This window comes from Rhodopirellula sp. UH5 (assembly GCF_056839225.1).
Genome location: NZ_CM166390.1, coordinates 2,333,127 through 2,358,521, shown reverse-complemented (window position 1 = coordinate 2,358,521; position 25,395 = coordinate 2,333,127). Strand labels below are relative to the sequence as shown.

Sequence of the window (25,395 nt, the reverse complement as noted above, 5' to 3'; positions counted from 1 at the left end):
TGTGCCAATTGGAGTGGCGAAGCGAACTAGCAACCGGTGCAAGGCGATGCGCTGACCGTGGCGCCACAGCTTCCGCAACCGCTGCCAATCGACGGTGCCGATTGATAGTGGATGGGGGTGCTGCATCCGCTCGCTCCGTTGCCACCCATGATGACCGATGGTCCCACGTTGATGGCTGATCCGGAGTGATAACCACCGACGGTGGCTGATTCGGCACAAGGCGTGAAGGATTCTTCGACCAAGGTCGGAACCATCTTGCAGACTTGGACCTTCTTTTCCTGGGTCACGGTGACGGGAACACTGACGGTGTATTCTTCGATCACTTGTTCAGCGACTTGGTCGTAACGAGTGGTCGAGTAAGGTTCGACGGTGTATTCCGGAACGTTGTAAGTGAAGCTGACTTCCTTGGTGCGTTCTTCGGTTTTGTAGGTGACGTAGGGAATCGTTTCGGTTTTGGTGACCGAGGTGTAAGTCAATTGCTTACGAACGCGAGTCCGGGTTTCGTCGTTGTACTGGACTTCTTTGCGAGTGCGAGTGCGAGCTTCGTCGACGTACTGCACAACTTGTTTGGTACCAGTCCGAGTTTCGGGTTGGTAGACGATTGTCGTGCACTCGTAAGGAACTTCGGTCGCTTGTTGTTCGTAAACGGTGTAGTTCACGATTTGCGATTCGGTGGTGCTGGTCGTGACAGGAACTTCTTCCGTCACAACGTTGGGAACCCAAACGCGTTTGGTGATGGTGCTGGTTGTCGATCCACAGGCGGTGGATGCAGGCGACGAGTAGGAAACCCCGCCACCGCAACCGGCGAGGACTTGCCCGCAGCCGTTGCCGCAGCCGCCACATTTGGAAACGCAACCGCCGCACGAGCGGCATCCGCTGCAACGGCGTCCGCACGATCCGCCGCAAGCGGAGGAGACCGACGAAGTCGAACCGCAACCGCCGACGTAAGTGACGTTGGTCGCAACCGGTGCTGCGGCGACTTCAACGACCTGTTGTTCCCAGTGACCGTAGTCCTTGGTGACGGTTTGCATGGTGGTCTTTGGAACCGCCACTTCGATGGTGCGGCTCTTGGTGACTGGCACAGCGTTGACAACGGTGCGAGTCTTTTGAGTCGTCACGGCTTGAGGCACGTTGACCGTGTAGGTGAAGGTTTCGTCGACCAACTTAGGAACCTTGACGGTGTACGTTTCTGGAACGTCGACCAGGGTTGGCACGCGAACGGTGTACTCTTCAGGGATTTCGGACCACTGAGGAACCGACTCCGTGACTTCGACTTGTTTCTCTTCTTTCACGGGAACCAAGACGGAGTAAGTGATCGTCTTGGTGTCCGTCTTGGGAACGTTGACGACTGTCGTGCGATACTTTTCTTCCGTCACGGGAACCGTCTTGTAAACGGTTTTGGTGCGGAAGCGAGTTTCGGGTTGGTTTTCGGTCACGTTGACCATGCGTGATTCGGTCACGTAGGTCGGTTTCATGACCACGCGATAACCGACCACTGGTTCGCAGATGGTTTCGCGAAGAGGGGCCGAGGAGGTGACGACTGAACCGCCCATCACCGATGCGCCGCTGCTGTAAACAACGCCGGTTGAATACGTGTGGCTCGGGACGACATAGCCTTGGCCGCAACCAACCGCGCCGCCGCAACCGCTGCTGACAACGGGAGCCGATGCACCGCACGGATCGGAGCATCCGCCGCATGGCACGCATTGGGCCATGGTGGTGGCAACCATGGAAGCGAAACAGGTCGCGACGATGGCTGCGAAAGTGGATCCAAACTTCACTGGAGAATTCCTCAAAGAGTCTTAAACAACGATGGATACGAATGCCAATCGAGGTCCGACGGCACACGGGAAGGGGTGATTTGATACTCTGGGACGAGCCCGGAGAGTGTTCCTTTGTCCATCTCCTGCGGGTGGTTGTCGCAGCGTCGATGGGGGCATGTCCTTGTTCCGATGCAACAGATTAGATCAGTCCCGAAAGGTTACAATCGTTCAGGTCCTAAAAAAGCACCTAATTGTTGCAATGAGCACAATCCTTGCAACCGACGCAATCATCCTACAGCACGCAGGTTTCGCGTGGTCAGCCAGCCGGGGCTCCTAGATCGGGGGGCCCAAACGATCGCGGGTGGGAAATCCTAGGAACATTTGCTTTTCCCCGGCGGCGTCCCTCGTGAGAGAAGATTCTGGTTGATAAATTTCTTCTTTCGCACACTCAGTCCCTTCAGCGATTGGATCGTCCGGGGGACTCCGTTGTGAGGCCGGCAGCCACTGATGGCTTGGTCTCGACCGAACTTGCACCTTCCGAAGAAATCTATGAACGCCCTGTTAGACTCCCTCCGTTGGGCCGCCCGCACCGGATCGTCCGCCATCGTCATCGCGGTGGCGTGCGGGATCACGCCTGCCATCAGCTTTGCTGCCAAACCGGGGCAACCCGTGGTCGCTCGCGTGGAAATGCAATTTGCGAAGGATGACAAGGTCGTTGATGTCATCGCCAAAGGTGACTTGTTGACGGTCGTGGAAGATCGCGGCGAGGACTATGTGATCGTCACCCACGATGGGACGCGGGGGGCAGTGGACAAGGTCAACGCCTTGGAATTAGCGGAATCGACTGAGATTTACACCGATTTGATCGAAGAATTCCCCGAGGAAGGCCGCTACCACACGCTTCGTGCCTCGGCTTGGTGGGCGTTGGGAGAACAGGACAAGGCGATGGAGGACTTCAACAAAGCCATCGAAAAGGGCTACGAAGAGGCCCACGCTTACAGCAGTCGCGGTTTGTTCTACGCCGCTCGCGGTGAACATGACGAAGCCATCAAGGATTACGAGCGTGCCTTGCAGCTGGATCCCGAAGACATCACGCCGATCATCAATCGTGCCGCTGTCCGGATGGCTCAGCGTGAATTCGAGGCGGCAATTGGGGATTACACCGAGGCTCTGGAGGTTCGGGAGGGGAACGCCGGCCTGCTTCGCCAGAGAGCGCTGGCGTACAAGTCCGCGGGCGAAATGGAAAAGGCAATCCAGGACTACGATGCGATCGTGGACGACAACCCGGAAGATGTCGCTGCGGTCATGGGACGCGGCTACATCCGATTTCAACAGCATGAGTACGCGGCTGCGGCGGCTGATTTTTCAGCGGCGATCGAGCTGAATGAAAAGGATCCTGTGGCTTGGAACAACCGTGGCTACAACCGCTACCAACTCGGCAAAGCCAAGGAAGCTCTCACGGATTACGAGCGGGCGATTGAGTTGGCGCCGGAGTACGGATTGGCTCACCAGAACCGGGCTTGGTTGCTGGCCACGACCGAGGATGAATCCTTGCGGGACGCGGATGCCGCCGTGGAAGCGGCGAAAAAGGCTTGCGAGCTGAACGGCTATGGCAACATCAGCGATCTGTCTGCACTTGCGGCCGCCTTGGCAGCTCAAGGCGAATTCAAGGAGGCAGTGGGCTGGCAAGAAAAGGTGGTTGAGTCGGCTCCGGAGGACGCGAAGGAGTTTGCTGGCAAAATCTTGGATCGATACCGAGCTGAAAAGCCTTACATCGCGGATCCGATTGCGGCTGAAAAAGCGGAACTTGCTGCCGCCGAAAAGGAGGCCAAGAAGAAAGCTGATCAAGAGAACGCGGAAGCGAAGAAGGCCGCTGCAAAACAGTTGGCGGAGCAGGCTGAGAAGGAGGCCGAGGCCACGGGCCTGGAAAAGGCCGAGTCGCGTTGAGAGCGTCTTGGCAGACGAATTCCAGTGCCGATTGAGAACGCTGGCTTTGGCACGTGGACGGCACCCTCTCGTCACGATCTTGGTGTGGATGCCCCCCACACGAACTTCGTACGCTCCACTTTTTTAGAAATTCTCGGCAGAAAGACTCAAGAATTGGCGGACCGCCGAATCAATTGGGGTTGCCGTGGTTCCCGCCGATGTCCGACCATCGCGCGGCGGACACAAGGCTGTTCTCTTCGTCTCCAAGGATGGTGAAGAAGAGAACCCAAACGCTTTGTGCTGATTGAACTTTTCCATCGTCCAAGGAGGGACGAGAGTGCAAACGACTCATCAACTGGCTGGCGTTCTCGATCGATCACGGCAAATTCGTTGGTTTGCTCAGCACCTCATGATTCAGTTCATGACGGCGTGCTTTGCGCTTTCGGCTTTGGCATCGTCCGCTGCGGGCAACGACGCTGTTTTGCTGGAGTTCTCTTCGGCTCAGTGCGGCCCGTGTTTGGCGATGAAACCGGTCGTCTCCGAATTGATCGCTCGCGGTGTTCCCGTCCGCCAAGTGGACGTCAACAAAGAAGCCCATTTGACCCGCCGCTTCGGAATCCGCAGCACGCCAACCTACGTGGTGCTTCGGGAAGGCAAAGAAGTCACGCGATTGTTGGGCGTTCAATCGGTGAGCGAACTTTCCGCCGCGTTGAACCAAACCGCTGCCGGGCCGTTGATTCCGACACGCAGCACTTCGACCGAGCCGGCGTGGAACGAACCTCAAACCCGCTTGGCTCCCCTGACCTCCGGGCAAAATGCAGTCGATCGCAGTCCACGACGCGCGATTCGCAAGGAACGAGCCGACAGCGATTCGAATCCTGCGAACGATTGGCAGGCAATGAACAACGCTGCTGCACCGTCCGCTCAATTGGTGAGCTCACGAGACGCGGCGATGGAGCCCATGCCCAGCATGTCTCTGGCTGATGCGATCGAAAAGGCAAAGGCCGCGACGGTACGCCTGCGAGTGTTCGACGGTCGTGGCTACGGAGCTGGTACAGGAACGATCATCGATACCAACGGCGATGAAGCCTTGGTGCTGACCTGCGGTCACCTTTTCCGTGACGGCGAAGGCAAAGACCGAATTGAAGTGGATTTGTTCGTCGCGGGGGAAGTTCGGACCGTCGCTGGACAAGTCGTCGACTACGACGCGGGCGATCGTGACATTGGCTTGGTCGCCATTCGGCCCGGGTTTGCGGTGGAGCCTGTGAAAGTGATTCAAGAAGGCGAGACCGTCAAAGTGGGGCAGACGGCATTCAGTTTTGGATGCGATCGCGGCGATGATCCCAGCCGCCGTGACACCCGCATCACGGGGGTCGACAAATACAATCAAAATCTCGGTGCATCCAATCTTGAGATCGATGGCGCTCCGATCGATGGCCGTAGCGGCGGTGGCTTGTTCGATGACCGTGGTGTGTTGATCGGTGTTTGCAACGCCGCCGATTACAAGTCCGATCTCGGGATCTACACTGGACCGGGTTCGGTTCACTGGCAGTTGGAGCGAATTCAGCTGGGACGTTTGTATCAAGGCAGTCCCGCGGCTCCCGTCAGCAACCAATTGGCAGCGACGCAGTCCAGTCCTGCAGCACCTGCGAACCAATTCGTTAACGAACCAGCACTCAATGCTCCCAGTCAGTTCGGTGCCAACGTCGCAGCGGCGGCAGCCTCTGCGCCAGCCATGGCATCCGCCGGAACGGCGACCGAGATGATCGTGATTTTGCGGGATCCTGACGGCCAGCAACGCGAACAGGTGATGACGTTGAGCAGTCCCGATGCCGATCTGGTCCGACAAATTCGCCAAGCTGCGATGAGCCGGTAGCGATGGCAGGTCGAGGCCTGCGATACACACTTGGTATCCTGTTTTGCCGCGTCATCCCAGCATCGATCTTTCGGTATCGCTGCATGGAAATCGTGCGGCTCGACGATGTGTCAAAGAAAGATGTGCCAAAGAACCAAGGGGCGAATCAGCGATCGGAAGAGGCTCCTTACCGAGTTCGGCTGGCTGAGTCATCCGACGAGCTTGCGAAGATCGAACGTGTGACGCTATTTGATCGATGTTCGTATCAGCAAAGTGCGGGCTCCGGCATTGCTTCCGATTCAGACGAGCCATCCCTTTCCGCGTACGGATTGGCTCGGGACACCGTTTCGGGATCCAAAGTCGGGGCAACCGAGCCGGCTCAGTCCTGGAGTGAAATCGTTGGCGGCGTTTGGATCGCAACCGACCGATTCATTGAATCGGACCTGCATTTGCAAATCGACTTGGCCAAGCATCAACGCTGGCTTTTCGCGGCGAGATTGTCGCCTGAGGTTCGCGGTCGCGGCGCCTATTCAACGCTGCTTCACGAAGTGCTCGCGGCAGAATCCCCGACTGGATCCGGAGCGGCCAGTCAAGTGACTGCTCGCGATGAGGTGACGGCGGTTTGGGCCGCGATCAATCCAACGAACCACCGCAGCGTGAGGGCTCATGCTCGATTCCGAATCGCGACCGCCGGGCGGATTCACTTGATTCGGATTGGACCACTCGCCGTTGGTTGGCGAGGCAGATCGTCCGCTGGATTCCAGTTGTCGATCAATCGAAGCTGGACGATTCGTGGAACCGAGTTTCCGATTTTGATGCGGGTCACAAAGGTTTGAAGCGGGCCGCTATCGCCCGACTGGTCAAACGCGTCTAGACGCCCATCGTTCCAGATCGTGCCGGGCTTGGATTGCCGGCGGCGGCAGACACGGCGGCCTGTTGCAGGTGGATCATCAATTTCTTGTGGTCGCGAACGACTCGCAGGAACTCGTCTTCGCTGACGGGTTTTTGAATGTAGTCGCAAACTCCCAGTTCATCGCATCGAGTTCGATACGAAGCTTCCTCGCAGGCGGTCAACACCACAGTGGTGACACGTGCGGCGTCAGACTGCAGTTCTCGCATTTCTTCCAGCACGTCGATTCCAGTGCCATCGGGCAGGATCATGTCCAGGAGCAGCAAGTCCAATCGCGGGGCGCGTGCGAAGATGCCGGTTCGTTTCATGAACAAGATCGCTTCATGAACGCTGCGAACCAGCGTCAATCGGTGGTGCAGACCGCTTCGTCGCAGCGCGTGGATTGTCACCCGCGCGTCAACCAAACCGTCTTCGACCAACAGAATTTCCATTGGTTTGGTGCGTGAATCGCCTAGCATTCTACAACTCCCTTTCGATCAGTTCGGCTTCGAGACGTTCATGACGGGTCATCTGACGTGTGAAGTGGGCAACCTGTTCGGCAAAGCTGACCACAGCCGATCGATCACAACCTCGATATTGTAATTCCTCCGACTGCTCCACGAGATCACAAAGGTCCAGGTACAGCCTTTGATGCTGTTCGAGGGCCAATTGAAGCTGTTGCTGCACCTCTGCAAAGTCAGGCGAGGCATGGGCCAGTTGGGGGGTTGGCCCGACGGTTCTCAGGTAGCCGTAGGACTCTTCCAGGCCAAATTGAAAGGCGATGAGGTCTCTCAATTCGCCAAGGGCACGCACGAATTGCTTGATTAGAGCTTGGCTGGTCGTGTCGGGGTCCCAGTGTTCCGCCTCGCAGAGAGCTCTCAATTCACTGGCTGCGAGCCAGAGATTGGGATTGCTGTCCTTGATTTCTTGCAGAAAAGCCGCGTTGATCAAGATTGTTTGGGAGGTGTCGTCACCGTCCCGGACCATCGCAGGCGGGGCGATCATTGATACCACCCTCCGAAGATCGGGTTTTGCGCTCGTCATGCCAGTGTTATTCCTCCGTGCTTTGGTGGCCCGTGCTCTGGAAGATCATGCCCAGCAATCGAGTCCAGGGCAGAGACAGTGAGAGTACGACTGTGGGATCATGTCGTCAAGGAATTTTGCCAGGGGGGTGGCGTGGAATGTCACCTCATCGCAGCTTGTCGAGGAGCAGAGTTCCCCTAATCGTTGCGGTTTGACGGAACGAAGACGACAACTGGGGGTGACGCCGTGATCATCTGTCATGCATCGATCGAATTCTGAGGACACTTCTGAACCGATTCTTATTAGGATCTTTGCCATTGCCCCGTTTGACGAGTGGACTTTTGAAGACATGATGTCACTTTGTCCGGTGCCCTGCCTCCCACGCCCCCTTCAAAGTTCCGTGAATCAATGATCTCGACGCGTTTGCTGCCGGTCGCTTGCTTGCTTCTCTCCTCGTTGGCAGGGCTGGCCGTCACGCCAGTTGTTGCCGAGGAAACCGTTGGGAAGATTCTTGAGAAGGCCAAGAGTTTGGTCGACGTCGATGATTCGAGAGCTCCCGGAACGACGGCTTCCGGGGAGCCAATTGTCGATCCGATGCGAGACATGCAGTCCAACGCGATCAAGAAACAATCCGCACCTTGGGGACATTGGGGCAGCAACCCCAAGAAGTACAGCACCTGGACCAACCACAGCAATCGGATGGTGCCGCTCTACACGTTCGGCTTCACGCTGAATGAATTGCGAGAAAGAGGAAGCCTGTACAGCAACCCGGGTCGCATGCGCGAGCACTTCGGACGCGTGGATGAAAAGACGCTGAACCCCAACGCCAACTACCACGATCAAGTTGACGTTCATGATTTGCAGATGGCCGCAGCGAAGGCGGGCAAACGGCATGTGATCCTGATGGTCTTTGACGGAATGGATTGGCCAACGACGCGTGCGGCGGCTCTGTATCACAATCAAAGCAATCGCTATGACACTGGCCGGGGGACTGGGTTGTTGTTCCAAGACTATCGTGGCGTGAAGACCGATTTCGCGTTCATCGTCACGACACCGTTTTCGTCCGGCACGAAGTATGACGTCAACTCACAAACCGTCACGGCACCCAATTCCGAGTCCACCGGTGGCTTCTCCGCCGAGCATGGGGGAGCGAAGCCATGGCATGAGCAATCTCGTCGTGAATATGTGATTGGACAAGACCGCTTGGTCCCGCACACGGTCGCTGATTCGGCTGCGACGGCAACTAGCCTGATGGCCGGCGTGAAGACTTACAACGGTTCGATCAACGTGCTGCCTGATGGATCACACGCCGTGCCAGTCGCTCAAAAATTGCAAGCCGATGGCTTCAAGGTGGGGGCGGTGACCAGTGTTCCGGTCAGCCATGCCACTCCCGCGGCTTCGTATGCAAACAACGTCATTCGTCAGGACTATCAAGACATCAGCCGAGACTTGGTCGGGCTGCCATCATCCTCCCATCGCAACGACCCGCTGCCTGGATTGGACTTGTTGATCGGCGGCGGATGGGGCGAAGGCACCGGGGAAGACAAATCCCAAGGCGACAACTTCATGGAAGGAAACAAATACTTCCACGAGTCGGATCGTGATGCGTTGAAGAAGGCTTACGCAGAGGGAAAGCCTCATTCGTACGTGTTGGTTGAACGGACCGAGGGTCGCCCCGGCGCGGACGTGTTGCAAGAAGCGACCGAAAAAGCCATCGCGGAAGACACTCGCTTGATGGGCTACTTCGGAACCAAAGGCGGACACCTCCCCTTCCAAACTGCCGATGGCAATTTCAATCCGACCTTTGACGTCAAGGGAACAGAGCGATACACCCAAGCCGATGTGGTTGAAAATCCAACGCTGTCTGACATGACTCAGTCCGCCTTGCAGTTCTTGTCGGCCCCGAAGAAGGGCGCCGATGAACGATCCAAATTCTGGTTGCTGGTCGAAGCTGGCGATGTTGACTGGGCCAACCACGCGAATAATTTGGACAGCAGCATCGGTGCGGTGCTCAGTGGCGACAAAGCCTTTGCAACCATCGTGAACTGGGTCGAAGAGAATGAGGCATGGGACGACACCGCAGTCTTCGTCACCAGTGACCACGGTCACTTCTTGGTGATTGAAAACGTCGACGCGATCAGCAACGCAGCCCAGAAAGCCGCGGCTGCGAATCGCTGATTCCGTGAGCCCATCGGGGCTGGACTGGAAAGGTTGAAGTGCCTTTGCAATCACCCCGCCTTCCCGCCGCCATCAAAGTCCCTTGCAGTGTTGCCGAGTTCGTCGGATCAAAAGGAAGTGAATCTCAATGACAATCCGCTGGGGACTGATCGGCACGGGTGACATTGCCCACAAACGCGTTGCCGCGGCGATCAAGGACGACCCTCGTTCCGAATTGGTCGCCGTTTGCCGGCGCAGCGAACTGGAACTGAATCAGTTTGCGGATCAGCACTGCGTTCCACACCGATTCACCGACGCGGAGCAATTGATCGCATCACCAGAAGTGGATGCGGTTTACATCGCCACACCCGTCGATTGCCATTGCCCGCAAACCATCGCGGCGGCCGAGGCGGGCAAGCATGTTTTGGTTGAAAAACCAATGGCGATCGATCCGGATCAATGCCAACGCATGATCACTGCCTGCGAACGCGCGGGGGTGACCCTGGGCGTCGCCTATTACCGACGTTTCTATCCTGCCGTTGAACGGATCCAACAACTGATCCAGTCAGGGACTTTGGGCCGTGTGCTGTCGATCGCTTGCGTGACCGGCAACCCCAACCGGTTTCCTGCTGATGATTGGCGGGTGGTGCTTGCCCGAGGTGGCGGAGGACCGTTGATGGACATCGGGAGTCACCGGTTGGATTTGTTCCTGCACTTGATCGGCGATATCCGATCGGTTCAATCCAGCCGAATCGATTCCGCTGACTTCGAAGCGGAACAGGTGGCGACGTTGTTGATGCAATTCAACAACGGTGTCCACGGTGTGTTGCAAAGTTACTTTGGCACCGTCAACGCTCCCGATCGCTTGGAGGTCATTGGAACGGACGGTCGGGTCACCATCGAAGAACTCAACGGCGACGAACTGAAGTTGTTCACCGCGGACGGACTCACGCGAGAATCCCATCCACCGGCGGACAACCTGCACGCGCCGTTGATCGAAGACTTCACGCTGGCGTTGGAAGAAAATCGCGAGCCGGGAATCACTGGATCGCGTGGCAAGCAAACCAACGACATCATCGAAATGGCTTACGCAAACGCCGACGATTCCAAAGGAGTCGTTGACGTTCGGTCTTGAGTCAATCGTCAGCGGGGGCACCGTCTTTGAGCACGAACTTGGCTGTGAGTCGGGCAACTTCCTCTGCCAAGCCCGCCTCCGTCACGCTCTTGAGAACCTCGGTGAAGTCCTTGTAGGCATCCGGCGCTTCGTCCCGCGGGTACACTCGGCAGTTGCTGATCACGTCGTGGTCGAGCAGGTTTTTGTCGACGACCATTTGGTTGAGGTTCTTCTTGGCTTTGGTTCGACTGAGTTGTCGTCCCGCACCGTGATTGACGCTGAACGCCGACACGGATGCACCGGGACGAGCGACCATGATGGAGGAGCCATCGCGAGGGTTCCCCGGCAGCAGGATCGGGTGACCGGTCGATTCAAAATCGGTGCCCACCAATTGTTCATGCCCCGCCGGGAACGCTCGCGTCGCACCTTTTCGATGGACCCATTGTTGGCGTCCGTCGACCGGTTCTTGGCGAGCGATGTTGTGGCTGATGAAGTAGATCAATTCGCCTCGAATTCCCGGGAACACTTCACGGAAGGATTCGAGCACCAATTGATTGATCAGCAGGTGATTGACCGTTGCGAAGTTAGCTCCCATGGCCATGTCGCACAGGTACCGCTGGCCTTCGGGGGAGTTCGCTTCGGCGTAACACAGTTGCGGATCGCCAGCGGGAAACGCCAGGCCACTGGATTGGAAATGCGACTTCATCGCGCGGAATTGTCCCATCGCTAAATCGTGACCAAAACCACGTGACCCGCAATGAGACAAGAACGCGACGCGACCGTGTCGCAGTCCCCACTGTTCACCAACGGATCGTAGTTTGGGGCATTGTGACAACGACACGACCTCGGCTTCACCAAAATGGTTGCCCCCGCCGTAGCTCCCCAGTTGCCGAAACTTGCTTTCAATTCGATCGCGTTTGTCTCGGTCGCGTCCCATCCATTCCAATCTCGCTGCAAGCGTGTCGGTTGATCCATCGGGAGCGGAATGCGATGCGTCTTCGCAGCGGTTTGCCCAGGCCTTGGGGATGCCCAACTTCTTGAGCACCGACTTCGAGGCACCTTCGGTCGCCACCTGGAAACCAAGCGGTCCGTCAACACTGCGGCTTTTGGGGACATGTCGTTGACCACGGCCTGCGCCGGTGGGGACTCGTTTCGCAATCGCTTGGATCACCCGGCGACGAATTTTCCAATCCGCGATTTCCTTTTCCGGTAGATCCGTTTGCAGCAAGCTCATGCTGCACTTGATATCGACCCCCACTGGACCGGGATAAACGTGGGTCGGGGAAACCATCACACAACCCACCGGCGCACCGTAACCGACGTGGGCGTCCGGGTTCAGCACGACTTGCGAAACGCCAGGAGCCAAGCGACTGTTGATGGCTTGTTGAAAGGTTTGACTTCCAAACGATTGCCGGATGGGATCGGTCCCGATCACGGTGATGGGCGAGCAGTTATCGCCGACCGGCAAACTTGCCATCGCTGGGCCGCTGATCTGCAGCATTTCGTGCATGGTGTCCATCGCACTTGTCCTCTTGAGTTCTTTCATGAGCTTGATTGAACAACAAGAGAACACGAGTTTTCAAAGGTTCGCGGCGAATCCTTTGAAACCGAAGCTACATCAAGAAGCGACCCGTTCAATCAGCTCGCGTGGGAAGCGTTCCGCGGAACAATTCGATCAGTTCTGTTTGGCGATTGAACAGATCTTTGGAGAGGGGTTGTTCGACTTTCGGCAAACGCCGGGGGCGGTCCCCACCTTGGCTTTCAGTCGGGGCGAGGGTTGGGGTTTCGCTCGGTGAAAGTTTGACGTCGCCGTTTGCGAGTGGCGACCATGAGGGGGACGTTTCAAATTCTTCCTTGGACGTTTGGACCCCAAGTGATTCTTTTACAAACGAGGTCGCTGCGACCTGTTTGAGAGGCACTGCGTTTGGTGATGCTGGGGAGTTGGACTCAGGGCGAGATTCTTTCAATTCGCTGAGTCGTGGAAGCTGATCAATAAAGCTTTCCAAGGTTTTCAGGAGCGCCGAATCGCTGGGCAAGGACGTCGTGTGTTGGCGATGGGAAGTCTTCTGGCCATGGTCTTGCTGGGCCATTCTCACCAAAGGGCTCGCCGCGGGATCGCCTGGCACACAGTGCTTCAAGATTTCCCGCAGGTTGGCCTCGGTGATTCGGCGGGTGGGACGACTGGAATGAATCGGACGAATCAGCTGGAGATCGCCTGCATCGTCACTCAGGCTTTGATCGTGACATTGAGCGCATCGGGCCAAGAGGATGGGTTGAATTCGTGCTGTGAAGGCATGCAGCAACCAAGAGTCCATGACCTCTTCGTGCAGTCGGTCGGTCGGGGTGGACTTCGGTGGAGCAATCGGCAAATCATGGTTTTCATGAATGCTCGTTGAAGACACCGCCAGGACGTGCTCTTCGGTCGTCTCGACGTAGCTGGCCTGTTGAACATCACTTGGCGGAGAATCGGAGGAGTCTGGGCGGGCGATGTTCCGAAGTCGAGATTCCAGGTGTTGAGCTTCGGTGTTGTTGGGATCGAGTTGATAGACGTCCATCAACTGCTGAACCGCCTGAGGATGCAGTCCTTGGTCGACACACCAACGGGCAGCAGACAAGGCTCGCGGCAGCGGTCGTGGCGATGTTCTGGCGGCGAGCCATTCCTGGCGAAGTTCAAAGAGTGCCTCCAGGTTGTCTCGTGCACCGATCACCTCTTTGGCAGGGAGTCGGATTTCCGAACCGCCCCGACGGATGACGATGGATTCACCAGCGATTTGCACGTCGCCCCGGAGGACGCGGTCATTGCGAAGCAGGATGAAATCGGATTGGTCGTCGGGTGAATTCGATGCCTTTGAGTGCCCTGACGCGTTGTTTTCGGAGGCATTCGTCACGGACGCAACGGATTGTGCCATGAGGTCGTGGGATGGGCGAATCCCGCCGATCATGATCCCTGCCAGCACGAACCAACTGGCGCACCACAGGAACCAACGCGGAGTGTCAAAACGCTCTGACGCAAAACGCGGAGGCACCCATCGACCTGCCGCGAAAATTTTTCGCGTTGGAGCGGGGTGGACTTCTACATGCGGGAAAAACTGGTTCATATTCGACGCAGCTACCAAAACGGAGGGCTCGGAGTCAACGTACGACCTTGCATTTTCAGCATTCGGACTGAATTGGCACATGATTTGACTGACTTTGACTGACTTTGACACTGGCGTGTATTCCGCGGTTGAGAACCTTCTCGGGAAATTGAGGCTTTGAAACACGAGGGCGCCCGGGTTTGGGCTTTCGGTCGTGTGCTGCTTTTCGAGACACTCGCCGGGCTTGGTTTCAACGTAATTTTCAGCGCTCACCGACCCCTCGTTTCGACGATCCACCATGCTCCTTGACGGACCATCCATTCGCTCCGGTCGTTCTCGAACTGTTCGGCAGTCTGCGATATCAAAGTCGCTTGGCTGGGGACTGGCGATTTGCTTCTGTGCAGGGGTTGCGTGCAGAGCGAATGGTCAGGGCGCTGTTCCAAATTCGTCGGCCGTTCCAACGCCAGCAGCGTCCGAGCAATCCATTCTGCAGGTCGCGGCCTACGCACCGTTTCAAGCCGATGAGTCGTCTGGCACCGCGGCGACCGGAGGGGGAACCGCAGAAGCCACTCCCAAGCCGAAGAACGACCTGAGCAGCGTGGAAGCGGTTGTCGCGGAAATTGAATCCGTGAACAACGACGCGATCTTGGATCCGATGTTGAAGAATCGGTTGCTGGAGTCTCTCAAGAGTCTGCAGGCCATCTTGACCGCGCGGCAAGAATTCGGCAATCGCGTGGCATCGTATGAAAAGTCGCTGCTGTCGATCGCGGAAGAAAAGAAACGTTACAAAACGCTCGCCGCACAAGAAGTTGTGGTCACGCCAATCGAAGCGGATCGCTACATGGCGATTGAGCAAATTCAGCAGAGACAAGCGGAAGCCAGCCTCAGCCTGGATGCTGCGCGTAGCAAGTTGCAGAAAATCGAGTCGGACATCACGACTCGGAAAGAGACCTTGGAGAAACTGCCCGAGCAAATTGTTCAGACCCGGAAAGAAATTGAACGACTGTCTGGCGAAACGATCGGCGAAATCAATGATGATCCCGACGGACGTTTGCGCCATATTCGGGAGATTGAACTGAAGGCAAAGCTGGAAGAAGCACGCCAACGTTTGGCGGCGTATCAGCAACAGCAGACGCTCTTCGAATCACAGGGCGACCTCTTGCCGTTGATGAAAACGGCAGCGGAAAAGGAATTGGCCGAAGCGGAAGCAAAGGCGCAAGCCTGGTCGGCAACCTTGGCAAAGAAACGCCAAAGCGAAATCGGCAAGGATCTGAAAGATTTCAAACGGCAATTGGAAGCCAAGGGCGATGACCCCGAAGACTCATTGATCTTATCGCTCCAAGATCGCTGGATACGGATCGCCGGCGAGAAAGATCGCATCAGCCGAACGCTCAACGACGAGAGGGCGGAACTCGACAAGCTGTCCGAACGCCGCACGAAAATCGAGAAGGACATTGAAGAGAACATCGCGACGTCCGGTGGGTTGACCAGCACGTTGGGGGTCGAGTTGCTGTTGCTCAAGAACAAACTCCCTGCCCTGACGCCCATCAGTGCTCGCATTACCGAGTTGCGGCAAAGCATTGAGAGCAATCGGGCGCTTCAAACGCAATTGGAGTTGACCCTGGAAGGGATTCTGGACAACTCATCGATCGGGCTCTCACTGGAGAACATCGAAGGCGTTTCGATGCCACAAGGAAAACTGACTGAAGATGAAATTCGGTTGGTCAACAAATTCATCTCCGATTTGAGCGACTACATCGTTCAGATGGTCAGCCTGCAAAGCCAGCTGGAGCAAAAGCAAAGGCTGGTTCTGAATCTGAATTCGATCATCGATACAAAAATCGTCTGGATCAAAAGTCAGCCAGCCTTTCGGTTGAACGACCTGGTGGTTTCATGGCAGGTCTTTCGCGCGATTGTTCACCCCGACAATTTGCTGCTCATCGGACGCTGCGTGCTCAAGGGGCTGCTCAATCGCCCCGAGCTGATCGCGATCGCAATGATTGCAATCTTCACGATTCTTTACGCTGGGGCACGCTTGCGTCGACGAATCGCGACGCACGGGGAACGTGCCCGCAGTCGGCAAAGCGTCTCTTTGAAACCCACTTTGGCGGCGACCGTGCTGTCGTGGGCGTTGGTGCTGCCGTTGGTCGGGTTGCTGTGGATCCTCGGGGACGCGTTGCTGGCGTCGGGTGCCAGTGAAGCGATTGTCCGGGCCACGGCCAAGGCATTTCATTTGGCGGCGGTGGCGGTGACTCCGATTGAATTGTTGCGTCAATGTCTGCGTCGGGAAGGGTTGGCCGTGGCGCACTTTGGTGCCGATGAAACGTCCATCGGGCCGCTTCGAAAATGGTTGCGATTGATGATCGACATCGGCGTGCCTCTTTTGATTTTCTACGGCATTGCAGAGAACCTCGGTCGCTGGCAAGCCGCCGCGGCGCTGAGTCGCGTGATGTTGGTGCTGGGGATGATTTTGGTCAGCGTCGTGTTGTGGCGATCGTTTTCGCCCGCCACAGGAGTCTTTTCCAAACACATTCAGCTCAATCCAAACGGTTGGATGTCTCGGCTGAGGTACATCTGGTTTGGATTCATCCTGGTGGTGCCGCTGGCCCTTGCTTTCATCGCCTTGATTGGCCTGAGCAGCGGTGCGCGTGTCTTGGTCGAACAACTCTATCTGACGCTGTGGCTCTGTTTGCTGACTTACTACATCAGCGGATTCGTCAACCGTTGGCTGCTGACCAATCGCCGTCGGTTGACGATGGCAGTTCACAGGGAACGCTTGGAAGAATCGGAGCGTTTGGGAGCGGGCGGAGTCGAAATCGAACCGAGCACTTCGATGGAAGCCTCCGAAATCAATGCACAGACAACTCGATTGTTGCAGACCATTCTGTTCATCGTTGCTTTGGTGGGGGTGGCGTTGGTGTGGTCGCCGGTGTTGCCCGCGGTCGAGTACTTGGACCAAGTCAAACTGGGGTGGACCACCACCGACGGTGACGGCAACGTTTCTCCGGTCACGCTGAAGAACATTGTTTTTGCGATCCCGATCATCGTGTTGACTTGGGTGTCGGTGCGGAACTTGCCTGGCTTGATTGAAGGCGTGTTGCTGGAACGGTTGCCGTTGGACAAACCGGCTCGGTACGCGATCACGACGCTCGGGACCTACGCGTTGATCACCTTTGGCATTTTGATGACGGCCAAGGCGCTTGGACTGCACTGGCAGAACATTCAGTGGCTGGTTGCGGCGCTGGGGGTCGGCCTCGGGTTTGGGTTGCAAGAAATTTTTGCGAACTTCGTCAGCGGTTTGATTTTGTTGTTCGAACAGCCCATCCGCGTCGGCGACGTGGTCACGCTCGGCGACACGACGGGCGTGGTGGCTCGGATTCGAATTCGTGCGACCACGGTGACCAACTGGGATCGCCAGGAACTGGTGATCCCCAACAAGGATTTGATCACCGGGCGACTGGTCAACTGGACTCTGACCGACAGCACGAACCGGATTGTGGTCAACGTGGGAGTTGCCTACGGCAGTGACACGGAAGTCGCCTGTGAATTGCTGCGAACCATTTGCGATGAGCATCCCAAAATCTCGAAGGATCCCGGTCCGGTGGTGACATTCGAGGGCTTTGGGGATTCGACCCTGAACTTGGTGCTCAGGTGTTATCTGGCGACGCTGGATGATCGTTTGAAGACCATTCATGAGTTGCACACGGAGATCAACAAACGCTTCAATGCAGCAGGGTTGGAGATCGCTTTCCCTCAACGCGACTTGCATCTGCGTTCCTTGCCACCCGAATTGCTGGAACGGCTGGGGACGTCTCAGAAGAGCTGATCAGTTCGGCTCGGATATTCTTCCCTCTCCGGAGCCGATATCGTGCCGTTTTCTGGTGCGGCTTTTCGGCAGATTTCCACATGGCGCACCTCTCCCGAAACAAAGTTTGGGGAGAGCGACGCCGTTCAGGCGTACGCGAGGGTGAGGGCCGAGCATGGGGAGCGGCACGCACTGCCCTCCCCCGGAAATCTCGCTGAACGCTCGCTTTCCGACCCCTCCCGTTGCCAACGGGCGGGGTTCTCAAGGCGTTACTGGCACCGCGTTTAAAACTGCACGACCTCAGCCAGCGGATTGCGATGGCAATGCCTGCGTGAGACCGCTTTGAACTACAATGGCCAGGAAAAGTGGCGTTCTTCTTCTGGAGTGATTGTTTGATGCGGTTTCGTACCTTGTTTGCTGGTTGTTGTTTGCTCGGATCATTGTCGGCCCCGGTCGCTGAGTTGTCAGCGGAAGAGGCGTTGGCGTTTGAGATTCGTTTGTTGACCCTGGATGCCAATGAAGGCATCGCCGCGGGGGACGTCGATGGCGATGGCAAGACCGACTTGGTCGCCGGACGCAACTGGTTTCGCAACGGCGATTGGGCTCCTCGTCCCTTGCGAGCGATCGAAGACTGGAACGGCTACGTTCAGAGCAATGGCGACTACCTGTTTGACGTTGACTCCGACGGGAAGTTGGATGTGATTGCGGGATCGTTTTTACCCACCGAGGTGAAGTGGTATCGCAATCCAGGCGACGAAGCGTTGCAACTGGGGAAAATGTGGCCCGAGTCCACTTTGGTCGACACAGGGGCCTCCGCCAACGAAGGCCAATTGTTCGAGGACATCGATGGCGATGGCCGTCCCGAATGGATTGTGAACAGCTGGAAGAATGAGGTTCCGACGGTGATTTGGCGGCTTGAACCGACCGAATCGAAGGAGGCCGGAAAGCCAGCCTATGAACTGAAACGTCAGGTCTTAGGAGAACAATTCAATGGCCACGGAATTGGCGTCGGCGACATCAACGGCGACGGTCGAAACGACATCCTGGTCGGTTGGGGATGGTATGAGCAACCCGCCGAAGATCCATGGGGACAACCGTGGATCGCCCACCAAGATTGGAAATTGCACGCCAGTTTGCCAATGCTGATCGAAGACATCGATCAAGATGGCGACCAAGACCTGATCTATGGCGAAGGACACAACTTCGGATTGCAGTGGTGGGAGAACACCGGGGTGGATGAGTCGGGATCCATCGAGTGGAAAGAGCATGAAATTGATCGTCGGTTCAGCCAGCCACACTCGATGATCTGGGTGGACTTGGATGGTGATGGCAGCAAGGATCTTGTGACCGGCAAACGCTACTACGCTCACAACGGAAACGATCCGGGCGGAAAAGAAGTTCCGTGTCTGTACTGGTACTCGTTCGATGTTGCGTCAAAATCGTTTCAGCGGCACGTGATTGACGAAGGCCGCGTGGGAACCGGGTTGCAGATCATTGCCGAAGATCTGAACGACGACGGCAAAATGGACCTGGCAGTGGCCGGAAAAAGCGGCACTTACCTCTTGTTAGCCAAACCCTGACGCTCGCTCGAAACCATTGATGACGCAATCTTCCACGGACCCCGTTGAATCCCCTTCTCCGGCCATCACGATTGCGGACGCGCAGGAACAGGTCGACCAATGGATTCAAACCATTGGCGTGCGGTACTTTGATGAAATGACCAATTTGGCTCAGTTGGTCGAGGAGGTTGGCGAGGTCGCTCGCATCCTTTCACGCACCAAGGGCGAGCAGTCCACCAAGTCGGGGGTGGTGCTGGGGGAGTTGTCCGATGAGCTCGCCGATGTGATGTTCGTCGTGATCTGCCTGGCCAATCAATCGGGCATCGATTTGACGGACGCCCTGCGGCGAAACCTCGAAAAGAAAACCAAACGGGATGAGTCTCGGCATCGCAACAATGCGAAGCTGGTGGGAGACGGGGAAGCAGCAAGATCTGAGTCGCCGGAATCCAAGTGAGCTTTCTTGACATCCTGGCTCAGCCGGAAACGTGGCGTTTGGTGAGCATCTTGTGCTTGGGCATCTTCGTGCAAGCCGCCGCAGGATTCGCGGGCGGGTTGGTGATCGTGCCCTTGCTGCTGTGGGCGGGGTATTCGATTCCAGAAGCCCAGACGTCGTTGTTGGTCGCGACGATCCCTCAGAATCTGTGGGGAGTGATTTCGTTTCGGGATTCGCTGGAGCCCAAACGCCTGGTGTGGCCGGGTGCGGCGCGTTTGCTGTTCTTGCCGTTGGGCGTGTTGACGCTGCAGTGGATGGAATCGTTTTCGATGATGACGTTGCGGCAAGTCGTCGGCGCGGCGGTGTTGACGGCCACCCTGACGACGATGTTGTTTCGACCTCGACCGCGAGATCAAGTCGATCCGATGTGGAGCTACCTCGTGTTCCCGCTCTCAGGTTTTTTGCAGGGTTTGGTCGGGATGGGCGGGCCGCCGATGGTGCTTTGGGTGCAAGCTCATGACTGGGACACACGGCGAATGCGTGGGTTTCTGTTCTCGATGTACCTGATCAGTTTGGCACCGGGGATCGCCGTGCTGGCTTGGTTCTTCGGTTCACGTGTGATTCCACCGGCGTTGATTGCTGCCGCTGCGATCCCTCTTTTGCTGGTCGTCACCTTGGTCGGGCTGAAAGTCGGCACGGCCTTGGGGACGCAACGTCTACGGCGGATCACGATGGCATTGTTATTGCTCATGGGGGTGGCTGGTTTGGCCGCACCTTGGTTGTCGCCCGTCTGATTTTTAAGTGAATGTCACGGTGTCAGGTTGGCTGAGCCGAATGGCTGCGTCTTGTATTTGTGTTGCGGGTTTGAAAGTCCTTTTGTGAGTCCCATGATGGATCTGATTTTGTCGTCGGTTGAGGTCGCGGCGGAAGCGCCGCTGTGGTCGGTGCCATCCTTGATTGCGCTGTTCGCGTTGACGCTGATGGAAATCGTGTTGGGCATCGACAACATTGTGTTCATCGCGATTCTGACCGGTAAATTGCCCGCCGAGAAACGTTCCTTCGCTCGGCGGTTTGGATTGTTTCTCGCGATGGGGATGCGCATCCTGCTGCTGTTGATGATCGGTTGGCTGATGAGTCTGCAGTCGCCGATTTTTGAACTGTCGTCGCTGGTCCCGGTGGAGACGCTGAAAGAGCACTTGATCGCCGACCCTGAGATCAACGAGATCAGCGGTCGCGATTTGATCTTGTTGTTCGGCGGTATGTTTTTGATGTTCACCGCGGTTCGAGAAATTCACCACAAAGTGGAAGGGGAGCACGACGACGATCCGCAGATGGACATGGATTTGCCCGAGGCCGATGCGGCGGTGAAATCGCGAAAACCGGTGACCGTGACTTCGGTGTTGGTTCAGATCGCGGTGATGGACGTGATCTTTTCGCTTGATAGCGTGATCACTGCGGTCGGGATGGCATCGCACCTGCCGATCATGATCGCGGCGGTGGTGATCAGTGTGGGGGTGATGATCACGTTTGCCAATCAAATCAGTGACTTCGTTCAGGAGCACCCGACTGTCAAAATGTTGGCGTTGTCGTTTCTGATTCTGATTTCGGTGGTGCTGCTCAGCGAAGCCGTCGGAACGCCGATCAACAAAGGCTACGTTTACTTCGCGATGGCATTCTCAATGATGGTCGAGTTTTTGAACCTTCGCACAACGAAAAAAGTGGCCGTCCAGCCCGCTCAGTGAGCCTGTGCTTGGCTTCGACGCTCCGGTGTCATCTCGCCACGCGACCAGAATTGCCGGAACGGTTGTTCCCGCGAAAGGTGGTTGGCGTTGGTTTGACGTGAATTGGCCGCCTCGCTGATCTGCGAAGTGGTGGGCGGGTACTTGCTCATGGATTGAAATGGCAACGGCAGCGTTGATTGACCAGCCAACGTGTTCAGGTCGGCGTCCTTGTCCCAACCCACCCCGTGCAAGACGAAGTCGCGTTGCTTGGAAGCGGCCAGTGGTTCCTTGGGAACCGCGAAACGCAACCGGATCTCATCGCCGCCGCTGATGACAACCATGGAATCATCCCAGTCGGCGATCAAGTCCTCGACGGGGCCGTACTGGGTCAGTGGACCGTCCAGAGGCGGCCATCGCGGAGCATCCTGCGCCGTTTGGTAGTCGTAGGTCTCGGGTTGTTTGGAACCGGGGTGGATGCGTCGAGAAAAACCGTGCCAAGCCACTTCTGCAGACTGCAGTTGCAGCGGTCGCACGTCCACCAGGTCACGGAGTCGCTCGATCTCGGCCACTGTGCGAACGGACACCGCGGCCGAGTCCCAATAGATCTGGTTGGTGGTTCGGATTCGCACGCGAGGGTCGTCTCGGTTCATGAAATCGGTGACATCGACCACGATGGTTTTGTTCTTGCCGCCAGGGAACCCAATGAAAGGCGAGGCCATTTTCCAGCCGGATTCAGAGGCGTCATCAGGGACCCACAGCGAAGGAGGTTCGGGCGATGCAAGTTCAGGGTTCTGGTCAATTTGGATGTTCAGCGAGGTGTCTGTCGGAAGGATCCAACCGTTGAGAACCAAATGGATTTTTGCATCCCCGGAGGTCTCATTGGAGACACGATCACTGAGGTCCAGGTCGATCCAGTGGGGCGGGCAGAGGCCTTGTCGAAAGCGGTGTTCGAACCCTTGCACGTGCTCGCCATCCGTTTCGCGGAGGAGTGACGTGACATCGGTTCCCGCGGTATCGGTGGCTTTCAAAATCGGGCGAAGTTCCGATTGATCGAAGGCGTGGATCGTTGGTTCGGCGATCGAGGGTGGGCCCACCTTCTCATTGGTGAACACCACGATGTCTTCGGGGTGGTCAATCGCGGCCAATCCCAATTGGTCGAAGTAGGCGACTTCCCAAAGCTCTTCCGTGATTCGAAGTTCGTAGGCTCCGTCGTTGGGGGCCAAGAACTTTCCTTCGACCAGCAAGTGTTCCCAAGGTCGGTCAGGCACGACCACACCGGGGGACGTTTGCAGTCCCAGCGGCGCGGCCCACAAACAGTCGGTGACAAATTCAAATCGCTCGCCGTTGAAGGCATACAGGTAAGGGCAAGATCCTTTGAGCGTTTGTTCTTCTTCGATCATGACGCCAGGTTCAATCTTGGGAACCGATTGCGTCAGGCCGTTGGGGAAGATGACTCGCAGGTTCCCTGGGCCGACCAGGCCATCGAGCCCAAAATGGGTGGTGGGTTCCGTAACAATGCGAGAGCGATAGTGCGGGCCAAACCGAAGTTCCAAAACCGAGCCCACGGCATAGTGGTTGACTCGTCCGCTGTTCGCATTGTTGTCATCAATGCCTTTGAAGCGAACGGAGACGGCCTTGCCGTCCAGTTTCGTTGCGTTGGAGGCGATGGAAATGGTGGATGCTTGGGGTTCACTCGCTTCCGACCAACCCGCTAAATCAAGACGCAAGTCACCATCGAAGTCGACGGCCGAGCGAATGTGAACCGCTGGATGGTCGGTCGCGTTTTTCCATTGCAGTTCTTGTTGCGGGCCGAAAGCGGAAGGCGAATCTTCGGAAATCGAGGTGGCTGAAAGTTCCAGCGCGGAGGAGGCGATTCCGCCACGAAGGCATTCGAAGAAACTGTCGTTGTCCAAGTCCGCAACGATGAGTGAGCCTGGTTGGGGTGCCGTTGGCTGTGTTGCGTCTTCCGTTGTCGGCCAGGAGAAAGGTGTGACCGCATCCACTCGCCAGACACCGATGTCGCCGGTGTGCGACAACACGAGTTGGCCTTTTTCAGGCGACCCCAGCACGATGTCCCAGGACACATTGCCGTCGATGTCTTCGATGGCCAGCGAATCGACTCCTGGCAGAACCGGGATGTCGTCGAAGTACGAGAAGCGAAACTGCAGGTGAAGCAAGTTTTCGATCCAGCCGACGCGACCGGATTGAGGATGAACGGTCACGACGTCCAGGTCCAAATCGCGATCCAAGTCCGCGATCGCGAAAGCGACGGGGGGATCCTTTGGGTCCCACTCGCTTGCTTGTTGGTCATTCGTCGGCAACGGGAAGAACGTTCGGTTGCCGCGATTGACCAGCAATTCCCAGCCCCGCTGAGTTGCGGCCATGAGGTCGAGGTCACCGTCGCCTTCGAAGTCGCCACTGATCATTGCGTGGACGTTCTGGAGTGTCTCCAGCCCGTCGGCGGTGTCCGTTTTCAGCGTGTTGTCAGCCGTCGCGTCGGGGGTGCCGAAGTCTCTTCCGTCGACAACGACCAATTGAGCGCCCGAGTCGCCATAGAGGATCAGACTTCGAATTGTATTGTGGCTGCGTGAGGTTGTGTTTTGCCGAAGCCGCCCAGATGAACTGGAGTCAACCATGAACAGATCCGCGACCATCATGCCGGTCCACTGGCCGTCCACGTTCAAGGTTCCGTGGTTCTGCCAGCCCTCGTCACCTTGCATCCAAAGAAGCAACTGCGCGGAGTCCTCGCCGGGGTGCATCGAGACCAAGTCCATTCGGAAATCGAGGTTGGCGTCGATGGGAATCATCTCGGCCGGCACAGGGAGTTTTCCATCGGCGGAATCCGCCGCGGCCTCCACGCTCAGTGATTCCACTGCAAAAGACAACGCTCCTGAGGCCGATGGGATGCGAGATTGCTCGGAAACTTGCGCAGACAGACGACGCAGGGATTCAAACTGAATCAGATCCAAGGGGTGTGGTGACGCTCGACGACGATCGGTTTTAATCAGCTCGGTTGAGTTCAGCAGATTGAACCAGAGCATCATTTGGTTGTCGGCAGCTTCAAATTCACCGGCTTCCACCGAGGCCACAATTCCATCGACCAATTCACCAGGTGTCTTTCCGATCGGGGCGGTTTGTTGGCGAAGGGTGGGTTCGATCGACGCGGCCAGTGTTTGTGTCCGCCGGATCGCATCGACGGCTGATTTGGATTGATTCGCGATTCCAAGGCGGGCGGCTCGGACCGCCAGATAAAGGTTGTTGGGTTGTTGATCGGAAAGCTGTGTCAACGCGGTCGCGGCGGGAGCCAGGATCGTCGCCGGAATCCCACGGATGGGATCTTCCAACACATCGATGACTTGGGTCAGCGTGCCCGCCAATAAAATGGAATTGTTCTTGCTGCCGTCGCTTTCAGTTGTGTTTTGGATCGATTCGATCAGTCTCGCAAAAACTTCCTTGCGGATGGACTGCATCACCGAGCGTGGCAGCAGTTTGGCTTCGTTCAGATCGACGCGGGCGTTCATCCATGTGGCAAGATTGGAATCGCCACCGAGTTCAACATACTTTTGGATCAGACCGCGAGTTTCGGATAGCAACGCTGCCAGACGCTGACGGGCAGCCTGCTTTTCGTCTTGTTTGGCGGAGGCGTCAGTGGCGACGGCCGTCAATTCGTCGATCGTCAGGGCTCGGTTCAGGGCCCGGTTCAGGGCGATCGAGAGATCCTCGGGACGAGTCTTGGAGAGCGAGGACCATGCCGTTTCGGCTTGGTCGGTTTCCAAGTTCTCCATCGAGGCCAGCGCAACTCGGTTCAGATCAAGGTTCTGCGACGCGAGCTGATTGGCATCTTCGTCGACCTCCGTGAGGGTGTCATCGTCGGCAACATCGGCTGGCCCGCGACTGAACCAATACCCTGCCCCAGCGAGCACACCAAGAGCGACGAGGGCGATCCCCCAGACGCTGGAAGTGGGCTGTTTGTTGGCCGGAGATTGCTGGTTGGCGGGGGATTGAGATGAAGTCACCGATAGCATCCTTGAAAAACAAACTGACACGAGCTCGAGAGCGGATGCAGTCTAACA

At 56.9% G+C, this 25,395-nt stretch carries 16 protein-coding genes; 10 read left to right on the top strand and 6 right to left on the bottom strand.

Annotated elements, in window-relative coordinates:
- Positions 1 to 26 precede the first annotated feature (26 nt).
- Positions 27 to 1,781 (bottom strand): heterocycloanthracin/sonorensin family bacteriocin, encoded by a 1,755-nt coding sequence (locus UH5x_RS08540; protein ID WP_482635411.1) that lies wholly within the window; start codon positions 1,779 to 1,781, stop codon positions 27 to 29.
- A 531-nt stretch (positions 1,782 to 2,312) separates the two neighbouring features.
- Here UH5x_RS08540 and UH5x_RS08535 point away from each other — a divergent pair.
- The 3 genes from UH5x_RS08535 to UH5x_RS08525 all read left to right on the top strand — a co-directional run bounded on the left by UH5x_RS08535 (position 2,313) and on the right by UH5x_RS08525 (position 6,380).
- The gene (locus tag UH5x_RS08535) at positions 2,313 to 3,710 is read left to right on the top strand and encodes a tetratricopeptide repeat protein (RefSeq protein WP_047812803.1); all 1,398 of its coding nucleotides are present in this window, start codon (positions 2,313 to 2,315) and stop codon (positions 3,708 to 3,710) included.
- A 316-nt stretch (positions 3,711 to 4,026) separates the two neighbouring features.
- On the top strand, positions 4,027 to 5,565 hold the full coding sequence (locus UH5x_RS08530; protein WP_482635410.1) for a trypsin-like peptidase domain-containing protein: 1,539 nt from the start codon (positions 4,027 to 4,029) through the stop codon (positions 5,563 to 5,565).
- A gap of 2 nt (positions 5,566 to 5,567) precedes the next feature.
- Positions 5,568 to 6,380: a hypothetical protein gene (locus tag UH5x_RS08525; RefSeq protein ID WP_482635409.1), complete on the top strand. Its 813-nt coding sequence runs from the start codon at positions 5,568 to 5,570 to the stop codon at positions 6,378 to 6,380.
- A 34-nt stretch (positions 6,381 to 6,414) separates the two neighbouring features.
- On the opposite strand, the gene UH5x_RS08520 is transcribed toward UH5x_RS08525, so the two are convergent.
- Together UH5x_RS08520 and UH5x_RS08515 are read right to left on the bottom strand one after the other, a co-directional pair.
- Positions 6,415 to 6,912 (bottom strand): response regulator, encoded by a 498-nt coding sequence (locus UH5x_RS08520; protein WP_047812806.1) that lies wholly within the window; start codon positions 6,910 to 6,912, stop codon positions 6,415 to 6,417.
- A gap of 1 nt (position 6,913) precedes the next feature.
- Entirely contained in the window at positions 6,914 to 7,438 is a 525-nt protein-coding gene (locus UH5x_RS08515; protein WP_482635408.1) for a hypothetical protein, read from the bottom strand.
- A gap of 426 nt (positions 7,439 to 7,864) precedes the next feature.
- On the opposite strand from UH5x_RS08515, the gene UH5x_RS08510 reads away from it, so the two are divergent.
- Both UH5x_RS08510 and UH5x_RS08505 read left to right on the top strand, forming a co-directional pair.
- On the top strand, positions 7,865 to 9,634 hold the full coding sequence (locus tag UH5x_RS08510; protein WP_047813007.1) for an alkaline phosphatase: 1,770 nt from the start codon (positions 7,865 to 7,867) through the stop codon (positions 9,632 to 9,634).
- Positions 9,635 to 9,761: 127 nt separating this feature from the next.
- Complete coding sequence (locus tag UH5x_RS08505; RefSeq protein WP_482635407.1) at positions 9,762 to 10,748, top strand: Gfo/Idh/MocA family protein; 987 nt, start codon at positions 9,762 to 9,764, stop codon at positions 10,746 to 10,748.
- Between the two features lies 1 nt (position 10,749).
- Here UH5x_RS08505 and UH5x_RS08500 read toward each other — a convergent pair whose 3' ends face one another.
- A complete protein-coding gene (locus UH5x_RS08500) occupies positions 10,750 to 12,273 on the bottom strand; it encodes an RtcB family protein (protein ID WP_482635406.1) in 1,524 nt (507 codons plus the stop codon).
- A gap of 88 nt (positions 12,274 to 12,361) precedes the next feature.
- Entirely contained in the window at positions 12,362 to 13,636 is a 1,275-nt protein-coding gene (locus UH5x_RS08495; RefSeq protein ID WP_482635405.1) for a hypothetical protein, read from the bottom strand.
- A gap of 466 nt (positions 13,637 to 14,102) precedes the next feature.
- On the opposite strand from UH5x_RS08495, the gene UH5x_RS08490 reads away from it, so the two are divergent.
- From UH5x_RS08490 to UH5x_RS08470, 5 genes are all read left to right on the top strand, one after another.
- Positions 14,103 to 17,630 carry a mechanosensitive ion channel domain-containing protein gene (locus UH5x_RS08490; protein ID WP_482635404.1) on the top strand — a complete coding sequence of 1,176 codons (3,528 nt, stop codon included), beginning with the start codon at positions 14,103 to 14,105 and terminating at the stop codon, positions 17,628 to 17,630.
- Between the two features lie 440 nt (positions 17,631 to 18,070).
- Positions 18,071 to 19,189 carry an FG-GAP-like repeat-containing protein gene (locus tag UH5x_RS08485; RefSeq protein ID WP_482635947.1) on the top strand — a complete coding sequence of 373 codons (1,119 nt, stop codon included), beginning with the start codon at positions 18,071 to 18,073 and terminating at the stop codon, positions 19,187 to 19,189.
- A gap of 19 nt (positions 19,190 to 19,208) precedes the next feature.
- Positions 19,209 to 19,622: a nucleotide pyrophosphohydrolase gene (locus tag UH5x_RS08480; protein WP_482635403.1), complete on the top strand. Its 414-nt coding sequence runs from the start codon at positions 19,209 to 19,211 to the stop codon at positions 19,620 to 19,622.
- Entirely contained in the window at positions 19,619 to 20,395 is a 777-nt protein-coding gene (locus UH5x_RS08475; protein ID WP_482635402.1) for a sulfite exporter TauE/SafE family protein, read from the top strand. Before UH5x_RS08480 ends, UH5x_RS08475 begins: the two co-directional genes overlap by 4 nt.
- A 93-nt stretch (positions 20,396 to 20,488) precedes the next feature.
- The gene (locus UH5x_RS08470) at positions 20,489 to 21,343 is read left to right on the top strand and encodes a TerC family protein (RefSeq protein WP_482635401.1); all 855 of its coding nucleotides are present in this window, start codon (positions 20,489 to 20,491) and stop codon (positions 21,341 to 21,343) included.
- On the opposite strand, the gene UH5x_RS08465 is transcribed toward UH5x_RS08470, so the two are convergent.
- On the bottom strand, positions 21,337 to 25,347 hold the full coding sequence (locus UH5x_RS08465) for an FG-GAP-like repeat-containing protein (RefSeq protein ID WP_482635400.1): 4,011 nt from the start codon (positions 25,345 to 25,347) through the stop codon (positions 21,337 to 21,339). The genes UH5x_RS08470 and UH5x_RS08465 overlap by 7 nt on opposite strands.
- Positions 25,348 to 25,395 lie beyond the last annotated feature (48 nt).

Excerpts from the sequence above, each read along its gene's own strand:
- UH5x_RS08535 (WP_047812803.1), top strand. The coding sequence starts at position 2,313 with ATGAACGCCCTGTTAGACTCCCTCCGTTGGGCCGCCCGCACCGGATCG.
- UH5x_RS08525 (WP_482635409.1), top strand. The coding sequence starts at position 5,568 with ATGGCAGGTCGAGGCCTGCGATACACACTTGGTATCCTGTTTTGCCGC.
- UH5x_RS08520 (WP_047812806.1), bottom strand. The coding sequence starts at position 6,912 with ATGCTAGGCGATTCACGCACCAAACCAATGGAAATTCTGTTGGTCGAA.
- UH5x_RS08515 (WP_482635408.1), bottom strand. The coding sequence starts at position 7,438 with ATGATCGCCCCGCCTGCGATGGTCCGGGACGGTGACGACACCTCCCAA.
- UH5x_RS08510 (WP_047813007.1), top strand. The coding sequence starts at position 7,865 with ATGATCTCGACGCGTTTGCTGCCGGTCGCTTGCTTGCTTCTCTCCTCG.
- UH5x_RS08505 (WP_482635407.1), top strand. The coding sequence starts at position 9,762 with ATGACAATCCGCTGGGGACTGATCGGCACGGGTGACATTGCCCACAAA.
- UH5x_RS08500 (WP_482635406.1), bottom strand. The coding sequence starts at position 12,273 with ATGAAAGAACTCAAGAGGACAAGTGCGATGGACACCATGCACGAAATG.
- UH5x_RS08495 (WP_482635405.1), bottom strand. The coding sequence starts at position 13,636 with ATGGCACAATCCGTTGCGTCCGTGACGAATGCCTCCGAAAACAACGCG.
- UH5x_RS08490 (WP_482635404.1), top strand. The coding sequence starts at position 14,103 with ATGCTCCTTGACGGACCATCCATTCGCTCCGGTCGTTCTCGAACTGTT.
- UH5x_RS08480 (WP_482635403.1), top strand. The coding sequence starts at position 19,209 with ATGACGCAATCTTCCACGGACCCCGTTGAATCCCCTTCTCCGGCCATC.
- UH5x_RS08470 (WP_482635401.1), top strand. The coding sequence starts at position 20,489 with ATGATGGATCTGATTTTGTCGTCGGTTGAGGTCGCGGCGGAAGCGCCG.
- UH5x_RS08465 (WP_482635400.1), bottom strand. The coding sequence starts at position 25,347 with ATGCTATCGGTGACTTCATCTCAATCCCCCGCCAACCAGCAATCTCCG.